At 67.9% G+C, this 13313-nt stretch carries 6 protein-coding genes and 2 tRNA genes; 5 read left to right on the forward strand and 3 right to left on the reverse strand.

Annotated elements, in window-relative coordinates:
* Positions 1-5280 (forward strand): trifunctional serine/threonine-protein kinase/ATP-binding protein/sensor histidine kinase, encoded by a 5280-nt coding sequence (locus MEBOL_RS27525; RefSeq protein WP_095983041.1) that lies wholly within the window; start codon positions 1-3, stop codon positions 5278-5280.
* 390 nt (positions 5281-5670) lie between these two features.
* On the forward strand, positions 5671-7248 hold the full coding sequence (locus tag MEBOL_RS27530) for a S1 family peptidase (protein ID WP_095980239.1): 1578 nt from the start codon (positions 5671-5673) through the stop codon (positions 7246-7248).
* A gap of 143 nt (positions 7249-7391) precedes the next feature.
* Here the strand turns inward: MEBOL_RS27530 and MEBOL_RS27535 are convergent, their stop codons facing one another.
* The 3 genes from MEBOL_RS27535 to MEBOL_RS27545 form a co-directional block, all read right to left on the reverse strand.
* Positions 7392-7991, reverse strand: a complete 600-nt coding sequence (locus tag MEBOL_RS27535; RefSeq protein WP_095980240.1) for a GNAT family N-acetyltransferase — start codon at positions 7989-7991, stop codon at positions 7392-7394.
* Positions 7992-8150: 159 nt separating this feature from the next.
* Positions 8151-8227: transfer RNA gene (locus tag MEBOL_RS27540), tRNA-Asp, on the reverse strand.
* A gap of 17 nt (positions 8228-8244) precedes the next feature.
* Positions 8245-8316, reverse strand: a tRNA-Val gene (locus MEBOL_RS27545).
* Positions 8317-8507: 191 nt separating this feature from the next.
* Between MEBOL_RS27545 and hemE the strand changes: the two genes are divergently transcribed.
* The 3 genes from hemE (at position 8508) to fadJ (ending at position 13252) form a co-directional block, all read left to right on the forward strand.
* A complete protein-coding gene (gene hemE, locus MEBOL_RS27550; protein WP_095980241.1) occupies positions 8508-9545 on the forward strand; it encodes a uroporphyrinogen decarboxylase in 1038 nt (345 codons plus the stop codon).
* A gap of 162 nt (positions 9546-9707) precedes the next feature.
* Positions 9708-11012: an acetyl-CoA C-acyltransferase FadI gene (fadI, locus tag MEBOL_RS27555; protein ID WP_095980242.1), complete on the forward strand. Its 1305-nt coding sequence runs from the start codon at positions 9708-9710 to the stop codon at positions 11010-11012.
* Complete coding sequence (gene fadJ / locus MEBOL_RS27560) at positions 11012-13252, forward strand: fatty acid oxidation complex subunit alpha FadJ (protein ID WP_095980243.1); 2241 nt, start codon at positions 11012-11014, stop codon at positions 13250-13252. The genes fadI and fadJ overlap by 1 nt, the downstream gene beginning before the upstream one ends.
* Positions 13253-13313: the final 61 nt, after the last annotated feature.

The raw sequence follows: 13313 nt of genomic DNA on the forward strand, positions 1-13313 counted from the left end.
ATGTTGCATCTTCCTGGCTACACCCTTCGAGGGGCCATCAAGGCCACCCGCACCAACCTGCTCTTCCACGCGGTGCGCGATGCCGATGGCCTCCCCCTCATCCTCAAGACGCCCTTGGCCACCTTCCTGGGCCCGCGAGAGCTCGAGCGCTACCGCCGTGAGTTCAGCATCCTCCAGCGGCTCCGGGACGTGCGCGGGGTCACCCGCGTCCATGCTTGCGAACGGTTCCATGAGCGCCCAGTGCTTCTGCTGGAGGTGGTGGAGGGGACTCCCCTGTCGGAGCTCACCGGCCGTCCCTTCGAGGTGGTCCGCGCCCTGGAGCTGGCCCTCTCCCTGACCGCCACCCTGGCCGAGATCCACCGCCGCGGTGTCATCCACAAGGATCTCAAGCCCTCCAACATCATCGTCACTCCCTCGGGCGACACCCGGCTCATCGATTTCGGCACCGCCACCCTTCAGCTCGTCGAGCACGTGGATGCGGCCCCCGGTGCTCTCATCGAGGGCACCCTGGCCTACATGTCCCCCGAGCAGACCGGGCGCATGAACCGCCCGGTGGACTACCGCACCGACCTCTACTCGCTGGGTGTCACCCTCTACGAGCTGCTGACGGGCAGCCGCCCCTTTCACGGGCGCGACGCACTCGAGTGGTTCCATGCGCACATGGCACAAGCCCCCCAACCCCCGCTGGAGCGGGTGCCGGGTCTGCCTTCCGTCCTCTCCGCCATCGTCCTCAAGCTGCTGGCCAAGGTCGCCGAGGAGCGCTACCAGAGCGCCGACGGACTCATCGCGGACCTCGAGCGGTGCCGGGACAACCTGCGCCGGGGCGTGCACGAGGACTTTCCCCTCGGCGTGCACGACGACCCCATCCACTTCCAGCTCCCCCAAGGCCTCTATGGGCGGGGTGCCGAGGTCGCGGCCTTGCGCCAGGGCTTCGAGCGCGTGGCGCGCAACGGGCGGCCCGAGCTCATCCTGGTCCACGGGTACTCTGGCATTGGCAAATCCTCCCTGGTCAACGAGCTGCACAAGCCCGTGGTGCGCCAGCGCGGCTTCTTCCTCAGCGGCAAGTTCGAGCAGTTCCAGCAGGACATCCCCTACGCCACCCTGGCCCAGGCCATCCGCGGCCTGACGCAACAGCTGCTGGCGAGCACCAACGAGGAGCTGGCCCGTTGGTGCTCGCAACTGAACGAGGCCTGGGAGGGACAGGGCCAGGTCCTCGTGGACGTGATGCCCCAGCTCGGACTCGTCGTCGGCAAGCAGCCCCCGGTCCAGGAGCTGCCTCCCTCCGAGGCTCAGCACCGTTTCCACCGCGTCTTCCGCGAGTTCCTCGGTGTCTTCGCCACTTCCGAGCACCCCCTCGTCCTCTTCATGGATGACTTGCAGTGGGCGGACCTGGCCAGCCTCCAGTTCCTTCATCACCTGCTCTTCCATCCGGAGACACCTCCGGTCCTGCTCATTGGGGCCTTCCGCGACAACGAGGTCGGCCCCACCCACCCGTTGACGAATACCCTGGAGGCGTTGCGCAAGACCGGTGCGCGGGTGACCGCCCTCCAGCTCGAGCCGCTGAGCCTCGATGAGGTGCGGCAGCTTGTCGCCGACACGCTCCCCGGAGCGGGGGCGGAGGTCATCGAGCCGCTCTCGGCCTTGGCTCGCGAGAAGACCGGAGGCAACCCCTTCTTCCTCTTGCAGTTCCTGCGGACGCTCCACCAGGACGGGCTCCTGGTCCGCACCCCCGAAGGCCCCTGGTCCTGGAACGCGGAGGCCACCCGGGCCAGGGGCTACTCCGACAACGTCGTCGACTTCATGGCCGACAAGCTGCGCCAGCTGCCCATGGGCACCCAGCACCTGCTGCGGCTCGCGGCCTGTGCCGGCAACTCGTTCCCGCTCCAGATGCTCGGCCTCCTCTCCCACCTGCCGGAGCCCTCCGCGGTGGAACAGGGCCTGGAGCCCGCGCTCCGGGAAGGCATGCTGGTGCGTGCCAGTCCGGATCAGTACCGCTTCCTCCACGACCGCATCCAGCAGGCGGCCCACGCCCTCGTCCCCGAGCAGGAGCGCAAGGCTGTCCACCTGCGCATTGGCCGGTGGCTGTTGGAGAGCCTGCCGCCGGAATCGGTGCGGGAGAAGCTCTTCGACGTCGTGAGCCATCTCAGCGCCGGAGCGGAGCTGATCGAGACCGCCGAGGAGCGGCTGCGCGTGGCGATCCTGAACGCCGAGGCTGGACGCAAGGCCAAGGACTCCACCGCGTTCCGCTCCGCCGTCGCCTATCTCACCACGGCCTTCCAACTGTTCCCGGGAGACCCCTGGGAAACCGAGCCCCAGTGGGCCTTCAAGATCCAGCTCGACCGGGCCACCTGCGAGTTCATGACTGGGAACGCCGCCGAGGCACGCCGGCTGGTGGAGGAGCTCCGGCCCCGGGCCAGCACCCGCGCGGACACGGCGGCCGTCTACCGCTTGAGGAGCCACCTCCACGTCGCCGCCAGCGAGATCCCTCAGGCCATGGCCTGCCTCGTGGAGTGCCTGGCCCAGATGGGTCTGCCCCTCTCCCCGCGCCCGGCCTGGGAGGAGGTCGTGGCGGCCAACGAGGAGGTGTGGGCCCTGCTGGGGGAGCGTCCCATCGAGAGGCTCGTCGACATGCCGCTCATGACGGATCCGGACATGGAGGCGGTGATGAGCGTGCTCGGCTCCCTGAGCGCGCCAGCGTACTTCACCAACCACCACCTGCTCATCGTCATCCTGTGCCGGATGGTCTCCCTGAGCATCCGGCATGGCAACAACGCCTCGTCCGCGCACGCGTATGCCTGGTACGGCGTGGTGCTGGGCCCCATCTTCAAACGGTACCGGGACGCCTACGCCTTCGGTCAGCTCGCCTGGGCCCTCGTCGAACGCCACGACTTGTCCGCCATCCGCGGCAGGATCCTCTACATCCAGGAGGTCATCAACAACTGGACCCAGCCCCTTCCAGACAGCCTGGAGCTCGTCCGCCGGGGCTTCCACCACTCGCTCCAGGCCAGTGAGCACCAGATCGCGAGCTTCTGCTGCAGCCACATCGTCTCGCTCCGGCTCACGCTGGGGCACGACCTGGAGGACGTCTACCAGGAGTCGGTCGCGCGTCTGGCCTTCCTGCGCAAGACGGGCTTTCCAGACATGCAGTTCGTCCTCATCCACATCCAGCGCTACGTGCAGCAGCTGCGCGGCCTCTCCCCGTCGTTCGGCTCGCTGAACGGGGAGGACTTCGACGAGAAGTCCTTCGAGGCCGGGCTGACCCCCGCCCGGATGAGCACCATGCGGTGCTGGTACTGGCTCTTCAAGATGCAGGCGCGCTTCCTGAGTGGCGCCTACGCCGAGGCGCGCGAGGCGGGGGCCCGGGCCGCCGAGCTGGCCTGGTCCTCGCTCGGCCAGATCCAGCTCCTGGACTTCCACCTCTTCCGCGCCCTGACCCTGGCGGCCTGCTACGGGAAGATGGCTCCCGATGAACGGCCCCAGGCCCTGGCGGCCCTCCACGAGCACCAGCAACAGCTCGCCGAATGGGCCAGCCACCAGCCCGCGACCTTCCGCGCCCCCGAGCGGATGGTGTCCGGGGAGCTGGCCCGCATCGCGGACCGGGAAGGCGATGCCCTGCGCGCCTACGAGGAAGCACACCAGTCCGCCCAGGAGCACGGCTTCATCCAGAACGTCGCCCTGGCCAGCGAACTCACCGCCCGCTTCTTGTACGAGCGGAAGGTGCCGACCCTCGCCGACACCTGCGCCCGCAGGGCCCGGGAGGCATGGCTGCGCTGGGGCGCCAGGGGCAGGGTGAAGCACCTGGACTCCGAGTGGCCACACCTGGCCGCCTCCCTGTCACCCGCGGAGACCGCCACCGATACGGACTCCACGCAGATCGACGCACTCACCCTCGTCAAGGCCCAGCAGGCCATCTCCCGCGAGATCGTCCTCGAGCGGCTGGCGGCCACGCTGCTGCGCGCCGCCCTCGAGAACGCCGGGGCCCAGCGTGGCGCCCTTTTGCTGCCTCGCGGCGACACGCTCTCCGTGGTCGCCCTCGTGGGCACTTCGCCGGAGGACTCCGCCTCCCCGCCGGACGACTCCCGGCTGCCCTGGACCCTCCTTTCCTACGTCAGGAGGACCCGCGAGCACGTGCTCCTCGGCGATGCCTCCCAGCCCCATCCCTTCTCGTCCGATCGCTGGCTCGAGCACGGCGGCGCCCGCTCCGTGCTCTGCCTGCCCCTGCTGCGCCAGGAGGACTTCCGCGGCGTGCTGTACCTGGAGAACGGACTGGCCACCAACGCCTTCACCCCCTCCCGCCTCACGCTGCTCGAACACCTCGCCTCCCAGGCCGTCATTTCCCTCGAGAACGCCCAGCTCTACGCCGAGGTCCAGCGCGCGGAGGCCGCGCTGCGCGGTGCCAATGAAGAGCTGGAGAAGCGCGTGGAGGAGCGCACGCGCGAGCTCAAGCAGGCCCAGGCTCGCCTGGTGGATTCCGCGCGCGGGGCCGGCATGGCCGAGGTCGCCGCCAACGTGCTGCACAACGTCGGCAACGTCCTCACCAGCGCCGTCATCAACCTCCAGACCATGGTCGAGACGGTGAATGCCTCACGCGTGGGCCGGGTCAAGCAGGCCAGCATCCTCCTCGAGGAGCACTCCGGTGGGCTGGTGGACTTCCTCACCCGCGATCCGCGCGGAACCCAGCTGCCTTCCTATCTCTCCGCGCTCGGCGACGAGCTGCTCCGTGAGCAGAAGACGCTCCAGGAGAGCATGGGCGCCATGGGCAAGCACATCGAGCACATCCGCGCGATCGTCCAGGTCCAGCAAATCTACGCGCGCAACACGCTCGTCCTCGAGGAGTGCGATCTCCCGCGGCTCATCGACGAGGCCCTGAGCATCCAGCTGCCCTCCCTCCAACGCCACGGCATCACCCTCACCCGGGAGCTCCCGCCCCTGCTCAGGGTGAGGCTCGATAAGCACAAGGTGGTGCAGATCCTCGTCAATCTCATCAGCAACGCCAAGAACGCCATGCTCGCCCTCCCTTCGCGGCAGCGCCTCCTGCACGTTCAGCTCGACGCGGAGGGCAACAGGGCCCGGATCCAGATCGTGGACAATGGCATGGGCATCGCTCCGGAGATCCGCGAGCGGCTCTTCTCTCAGGGCTTCACGACCCGGGAGGGTGGACATGGCTTGGGCCTGCACTCCAGCGCGCTCACGGCGAAGATGCTCGGAGGCAGTCTCTCCCTGGAGAGCGAGGGGCCGGGTAGGGGAGCCACGGCCACCCTCGAACTGCCCCTCACGTAGTCCCACGCCGCGCGTTCGGCCAGAGAAAGGAAAAAGTCCAGCAACCCTTTCGGATTGCTGGGCTTTCCTTGGCGAGGAGTACGGGACTTGAACCCGTTTCAATAAACCGTGAAGACGACAAGCGCGATGAGGTTGCCTTGCCCTGAGCTGATGACGCCATGCGTCCCAGTTGCTCCCGCCGCGGATGATGCACCTCCCCAATCCCTCACGTGAGGCGAAATGTTCCGCCACTGAACATTTCCATCCGCATCGATATTTTGCCTTTGGGGTATACTTGTTTTTCTTGATTTGCTGGATGATGGTGATCCATAGTCCGTCGCGTTCTCCGCGTCCCGTCCCCCTGTCACTCGGCGCGGAGGAAATAGCCCTTTGCCCCTTGAGAAGACAGACATGAAGATCTTGAAGCGCAGTGCGCTGTCCACCGTGACGGCGTTGTTCGCCAGCATCACCGCCGTGAATGGATTGCCGGTCACCGCCCATGCGGCTCCCTCCGAGGAGAGCGTGAGCGAGTCGGAGGCGGCGCGGGAGATGTTCTCCGCGATGCGTCGTGACCTGAATGTCGGAGAGGAGCAGCTGCGGCGCCGGCTGGCGTTCGAGGCGATCGCACCGGCCATGGAGAAGGATCTGCGAGCGCAGCTGGGCGAGAGCTTTGGCGGGTCCTGGCTGAACGAGGAGGGCACCCAGCTCATCGTCGCTGTCACGGACGAGGCCAGCGCCGCGCGCGTTCGTCGCGCTGGCGCCGAGCCGCGGCTCGTCAAGTACAGCAAGGCGCAGCTGGACCGCGCCATGGCGGATCTGGACCGCAACGCCGCGAGCGCCCCCTCCTCCGTGCACTCCTGGTACGTGGACGTCGCCACCAACAGCGTCGTCGTGCAGGCCGAGAGTGGCACGAGCCTGATGGCTTCGCGCGCCCAGGCCTTCGCCTCCCTGAGCAGCGGCGCCAAGGACGGAATGGTCCGCGTGGAGGCCTCCACCCAGGCCCCCCGCCCGGCGTATGACTTGCGCGGCGGTGAGGTCTACCTCATCGGTGATGGCGCCAATGGCTCCTACGGCGTCTGCTCGGTGGGTTTCTCCGTGCAGGGCGGCTTCGTCACCGCGGGACACTGTGGTTCGGCGGGCGCCCCCACCAAGTCGGGCAATGGCACGGCGCAGGGGACCTTCCGGGCCTCGACCTTCCCCACCAATGACTGGGCGTGGGTGGCGACCAACAGCTCGTGGACGCCACGGCCCTGGGTGTATAACTACAGCAACGCGAACGTGCTCGTGTCCGGCTCCACCGAGGCGGGAATCGGCGCGTCCATCTGCCGCTCCGGCCAGACGACCCAGTGGCGCTGCGGCACGCTTCAGGCCACCAACGTCACCGTCAACTACTCCAACGGCCCCGTCTATGGCCTGGCGCGCACCAACGCGTGCGCCAACCCCGGAGATTCCGGTGGCTCGGTCCTCTCCGGCAACCAGGCGCAGGGCGTGACCTCGGGCATCGCGGGCGGCTGCGAAAGCGCCAGCCCCCAGACGTTCTACCAGCCCGTCAATCCCATCCTCAGGGCGTACGGCCTCACGCTCATCACGAGCGGTGGCGGTAGCGGCGCCACCAAGGGGTTGGTTTCGCGCATGAACGGCAAGTGCATCGACGTGCCCAACGGTAACTTCGCCGATGGCGTCCAGGTGCGGATGTGGGGCTGCAATGGCTCCAACGCCCAGCTGTTCACCTGGTCGGGTGAGCGGTTGACGATTGGCGGCAAGTGCCTGGACGTGTCGGGTGCCTCGACGGCCAACGGCACCCGTATCCAGCTCGCCAACTGCAACGGCAATCGCGCCCAGGACTTCGTGCTGAGCGCCGCGGGCGACCTGGTCAGCTACCTCGCCAACAAGTGCGTGGACATCGAGGGGTTCAACGCCAACGACGACGCCAAGCTGAGCATCTATACCTGCACCGGCACGTCGAACCAGAAGTGGGACTTCAAGTAGCCCATTGCCCGCTGGAGGGGCACGCGTTCCCCGGTCAAGCGCAGCTCACGAGAAGGCCGTGAGCTGCGACATCCCCAGGCTGAGCACGCGTGCAATGCCGCGACGCCTCAAGCGGCAAAATGTACTGCCGGGCGCGGCGCGGATCATGCCGGCTCATTTGTCACAGATGAGCCGTTTCCAGTCCGCCGGTTATCCGTGCGCATCAGTCCATAGTAGACCGAGTTGCGGAAAGCGCCGTTGTAATAACAATCTTCGCGGAAGCGGCCTTCTTCCCGGAAGCCGGCCGATTCCAGCAGCTTTCCGGAGGCGTTGTTGTCGGCGTCAGTAATGGCCAGGATCGTGTGCAGGTGCATGCGCTCAAAGCCGTAGTCCACTACAGCCGCCAGCGCTTCGCGCATGATGCCCCGGCGGTGATAATCGCGCCGCAGGGAATAGCCCACCTCGGCGCGGCGATGCTCCGGCAGGATGTCTACATAGCCGATCAGCCCGATGGCCTCGCCGCTTTCCCGCCACTCCATCGCCCAGTTGATGCGCTCGCCCTTTTGTAGGGCTTCCCCCATCATGTGCAGCAGGGCGCGCACGTCGTCCTCGCTTTTCGCGATGGGCCGCGGGATGTAGCGCATCACTTCCGGATCGGACCGCATGGGCAGCAGCGCGGCGGCATCCGCATCGCAGGGCCGGCGCAGGATGAGCCGCGGTGTATGTAAAACTGGAAAGGGATCGAAAGAATGTGTGTCCATCATGGGAGGTCGCGATGCGCTTGTTGGTGCGCCGCGGCGGCAAGCTCAAGGTCCGGCGCACCCTCTGGCAGGGGGTGACGGGACTCCCCAATGGTGGCCAGGAAAGAGGGCACGGGACAAAGAAAAAGCCCAGCAACCCTTTCGGATTGCTGGGCTTCTCTTTGGCGAGGAGTACGGGACTTGAACCCGTGGCCTCCGGCGTGACAGGCCGGCGTTCTAACCAACTGAACTAACTCCCCACAACCGTACGACTGCTTGGGCGGAACAGGGATTGAACCTGTGACCCTCGCCTTGTAAGGGCGACGCTCTACCGCTGAGCTATCCGCCCTTCTGGGCGTCACCGCGTTGCGACGGGGCGGCTTTTATCGGCCGCATCCGTCCCTGTCAAGCCTACGCTTTTCAGCGACGAATCATTCCAGCGCTCCCCGACTCGGGCGTTGACCGGGGCCATTCCTCCTGCCAACCCTCGGTCCCGCCCGCTCCCCGATGAGGAGGGCGGGCTGACACGGAGCCCCCGCCTTGAACGACCGTCTCCTCCGCGCCGCGCGCCGCCAGCCCACCGACACCACCCCCGTGTGGCTCATGCGCCAGGCCGGCCGCTACCTGCCCGAGTACCGGGCCATCCGCGGCAACATCGCCTTCCTCGACCTGTGCAAGCACCCGGACCTGGCCGCCGAGGTCACCGTCCAGCCCATCACCCGTCTGGGCGTGGATGCCGCCATCATCTTCTCGGACATCCTCATTCCCGTGGAGGCCATGGGCATCGAGCTGGAGCTGGGCGACAAGGGGCCTCATTTTCCCAACCCCCTGCGCTCCGCCGCGGACATCGACAAGCTGGGCATCCCCGACCCCGTCGAGGGCACCGGCTTCGTCGCCGAGGCGATCCGCCGCACCCGCCGCGCCCTCAATGACTCGGTGCCCGTCATCGGCTTCTGTGGCGCCCCCTTCACCCTCGCCGCGTACATGGTCGAGGGCGGCGGCTCCAAGAGCTACATCCACATCAAGCGGATGCTCTTCGAGCAGCCCCAGCTCGTGCACACGCTCTTCGAGAAGCTCACGCGCACGCTCGTTCCCTACCTGCTCATGCAGGTGGAGGCCGGCGCGAGCATCGTTCAGATCTTCGACTCGTGGGGCGGGGAGCTCTCTCCCTGGGACTACGAGCGCTTCTGCCTGCCGTACCTCACTCGCATGGTGAAGGAGGTGCAGGCGCGCGGTGTGCCCGTCATCGTCTTCGGCACCGGCATGTCCAACCACCTGCCCCTGCTCAAGCGCACCGGCGCGGACGTCATCGGCCAGGACTGGCGCACCCCCATCGACGAGGCCCGGCGCGTGCTCGGCCCCGACGTGGCCGTGCAGGGCAACCTGGATCCGCTCCACCTCTTCCTGCCTCGCGAGGAGTTGGAGGCGCGCGTGGTGGACATCCTCCAGCGCGCGGGCCCCGTGGGTCACATCTGCAACCTGGGCCACGGCATCCTTCCGCCCACGGACCCGGAGGCCGCGAAGTTCTTCGTCGACGCCGTCCACAAGCACGGCTTCGCGCTGCGTCAGGGCTCCTGAGCCGCTGGGAGTGTGCGGTGGCCGACAGCCCTCCGCGGGCCTCCCCTCCAAGCGAGTGAACAGGGCAGGGGAGGGCGTTGATTCCAGAATCAATCTTCCGTTGACGCGCCGCACCACCCGTCATTAGAAGCGCCTCACCCCGCAGGACAAGGTGAGGCACACATGGCACGCGAGCAGCAACGCAACGGTCACCGCAGGGTGGCCATCGTCCGTGGATTGCGGACGCCCTTCGCGAAGGCGGGCACGGACTTCGCGAAGCTCACCGCGTTGGACCTGGGCCGCATGGTGGTCCAGGAGATCGTGCAGCGCTCGGAGATCGATCCGAACGAGATCGACCAGGTGGTGTTCGGCCAGGTCATCCCCACGCTCACCGCGCCGTCCATCGCGCGCGAGGTGGTGCTGGCCGCCGGGCTGCCCCGGAAGATCGACGCCTTCACCGTGGCGCGCGCCTGTGCCACGTCCATCCAGGCCATGACGGCGGCGGCCAACGCCATCGCCCTGGGCCAGGCGGATGTGGTGCTCGCCGGGGGCACCGAGTCCATGTCGGACGCGCCCATCTTCACCAGCCGGCCCCTGGCCCAGTCGCTCGTGGCCGCCTCCAAGGCGCGCAACCTCGGCGACAAGCTCAAGGCCTTCCAGACGCTCAAGCCGCGCGACCTCGCGCCCGTGCCCCCGGCCATCGCCGAGTACTCCACCGGCCAGACCATGGGCGAGAGCGCCGAGAAGATGGCCAAGGAGAATGGCATCTCGCGCAAGGAGCAGGATGAGATCGCGCTCGCCTCGCACCAGAACGCCGCGCGCGCCTGGCGGGACGGCTTCTTCGACTCGCAGGTGATGCACGTGGTGGTGCCGCCCCAGTACGAGAAGGTGGCGCGGAAGGACAACATCGTGCGCGAGGACACGAGCCTGGAGTCGCTGTCCCAGCTCAAGCCCGTGTTCGACCGCAAGTACGGCACCATCACCGCCGGCAACTCCTCGCCCCTCACCGATGGCGCCGGCGTGCTCCTGATGATGAGCGAGGAGAAGGCCAAGGCGCTCGGTCTCACGCCGCTCGGCTACCTGCGCTCGCACGCCTTCGCCGCCACGGATCCGGGGGACCAGTTGCTGCAGGGTCCCGCCTACGCGGCGCCCATCGCCCTGCAGCGCGCGGGCATGACGCTCGGGGACATCGATCTCGTGGAGATGCACGAGGCGTTCGCCGCCCAGGTGGCGAGCAACCTCCAGGCCCTGGGCTCCAAGGAGTTCGCCAAGAAGGCCGGCTGGAGCGCGCCGGTGGGCGAGGTGGACCGGACGCGGTTGAACCTGTCCGGTGGCTCGCTGTCGCTCGGACATCCCTTCGGGGCCACGGGGGCGCGCATCGTCACCCAGGCCCTGCACGAGTTGAAGCGTCAGAACAAGAACACGGTGCTGTGCACTGTCTGCGCCGCCGGTGGCCTCGGAGCCGCGGTGGTCCTGGAGCGTGAGTGATGGCTGCCACGGTTGCGCGAGAGGTCGAGGTGAAGAACGGGTTTGGCTACCAGGTGGACGAGGGGGTCGCGCTCATCGTCATCGATCTGGAGGGCGAGCCGGTGAACACGCTCTCGCCCAAGACGGGTGAGGCCTTCATCGCGCTGCTCGAGCGCGCGGAGCGGGATCCGTCCGTCAAGGCCGTGGTCTTCACCTCGGGCAAGAAGGACAGCTTCATCGCGGGCGCGAAGATCGATTTCCTGCAGACGATGCGCACGGCCGAGGAGGCCACGGCCGCGTCTCGCGCCGGGCAGAAGGAGTTCGATCGGCTGGAGGCGTTCTCCAAGCCCGTGGTGGCGGCCATCCACGGCGCGTGCCTGGGCGGCGGTCTGGAGTGGGCGCTCGCGTGCTCCTACCGCATCGCCACCGACAGCCCGAAGACGTCGCTCGGGCTTCCCGAGGTGCAGCTGGGACTCCTTCCCGGCGCGGGCGGCACCCAGCGTCTGCCCGCCCTCATCGGCGCGCAGGCCGCGTTGGATCTCATCCTCGCGGGCAAGAACGTGAAGCCCTCCAAGGCCAAGAAGCTCGGCATCGTGGACGAGGTGGTCCCCGTGCCGCTCCTGCGCTCGGTGGCGCTGCGGCGGGCCAAGGAACTGGCGGCGGGCACGCTCAAGGTGGAGCGCTCCCACGGCCAGGGGCTCAAGGCGGTGGCACAGCAGAGCAAGAAGGGCCTGGGCGGACTGCTCCAGGGGCTCGCCAACCGGGAGATGTGGGCCGAGGTGGCGCTCGAGGACAACCCGCTCGGCCGGAAGATCCTCTTCGATCAGGCGCGCAAGCAGCTGCGCAAGAAGACGCGCGGCAAGTTCCCCGCGCCCGAGAAGGCGCTCGAGGCCATCCGCATCGGTCTGGAGTCCGGCCGCGCGGCGGGTCTGGAGGCGGAGGCCCGGTTCTTCGGGGAGCTGGTGGTGTCCGATGTCTCCAAGCGCCTGGTGGAGATCTTCTTCGCCACCACCGCGCTCAAGAAGGAGAACGGCACCTCGGCGGCGGACGTGAAGCCGCGCGCGGTGAAGAAGGTGGGCGTGCTCGGGGGGGGGTTGATGGGCGGTGGCATCGCCTATGTCAGCTCCGCGATCCAGGGCGTGCCGGTGCGCGTGAAGGACAAGGATGACGCGGGCGTGGGCCGCGCGCTCAAGCAGGTGCAGGGCATCCTCGATGAGCGCGTGAAGCGCCGCTCGCTCACGTGGCGCGAGTCCGCCGCGAAGATGGCGCTCGTCACCGGTGGCACCGACTACGCGGGCTTCAAGAGCGTGGACGTGGTCATCGAGGCCGTGTTCGAGGACCTGGCCCTCAAGCGCCGCATCCTCGCCGAGGTGGAGGCCGTCACGCGGGACGACGCCATCTTCGCCTCCAACACCTCCAGCATCCCCATCACCCAGCTGGCCGAGGGCGCTCGCCGGCCCGCGCAGGTGATTGGCATGCATTACTTCAGCCCGGTGCACAAGATGCCCCTGCTGGAGATCATCACCCACAAGGGCACCGCCGACTGGGTGACGGCCACGTGCGTGGAGATCGGCAAGAAGCAGGGCAAGACGGTCATCGTCGTCAACGACGGGCCGGGCTTCTACACCTCGCGCATCCTCGCGCCGTACATGAACGAGGCCGCGTACCTGTTGGCCGAGGGCGCCGACATCGCCGAGCTGGACAAGGCGCTCGTGGACTTCGGCTTCCCCGTGGGCCCCATCACCCTGCTGGACGAAGTGGGCATCGACGTGGCCCAGAAGGTGGGTCCCATCATGGAGGCCGCCTTCGGCAAGCGCATGGCCGCGCCCAAGGCGCTCGAGAAGGTGGTGGCCGATGGGCGGCTTGGCCGCAAGAACCAGAAGGGCTTCTACGCCTACGACGGCAAGAAGAAGAAGGAGGTGGACCCCTCCGTCTACGAGCTGCTGCCGCACGGCAAGAACCGCAAGAGCCTGGACGCGCGCGAGATGGCCGAGCGCTGCGCCCTGCAGATGGTGAACGAGGCGGTGCGCTGCCTGGGGGAGGGGATCCTGCGCAGCGCGCGGGACGGCGACGTGGGGGCCATCTTCGGCCTCGGCTTCCCGCCCTTCCTCGGAGGGCCCTTCCGCTACGCGGACAGCCTCGGGCCCGCGGAGCTCTTGCGGCGCCTGGAGCACTACCACGACAAGTATGGCGAGCGCTTCGCTCCCGCGCCCCTGCTCGTGGAGAAGGTGAAGGCGCGCGAGACGTTCTACCCGCGCTGAGCCTCGTGACGGCGGGGAAGGGAAGGCGCCCGGGTGGTGCCTTCCCTTCTTCCCTTCCGGC

It is taken from the genome of Melittangium boletus DSM 14713, from assembly GCF_002305855.1.
GTDB lineage: Bacteria > Myxococcota > Myxococcia > Myxococcales > Myxococcaceae > Cystobacter > Cystobacter boletus.

What these genes read in the sequence shown, in the direction of transcription:
- MEBOL_RS27525 (WP_095983041.1), top strand. Translation starts at nt 1, where the DNA reads ATGTTGCATCTTCCTGGCTACACCCTTCGAGGGGCCATCAAGGCCACC.
- MEBOL_RS27530 (WP_095980239.1), top strand. Translation starts at nt 5,671, where the DNA reads ATGAAGATCTTGAAGCGCAGTGCGCTGTCCACCGTGACGGCGTTGTTC.
- MEBOL_RS27535 (WP_095980240.1), bottom strand. Translation starts at nt 7,991, where the DNA reads ATGATGGACACACATTCTTTCGATCCCTTTCCAGTTTTACATACACCG.
- fadI (WP_095980242.1), top strand. Translation starts at nt 9,708, where the DNA reads ATGGCACGCGAGCAGCAACGCAACGGTCACCGCAGGGTGGCCATCGTC.
- fadJ (WP_095980243.1), top strand. Translation starts at nt 11,012, where the DNA reads ATGGCTGCCACGGTTGCGCGAGAGGTCGAGGTGAAGAACGGGTTTGGC.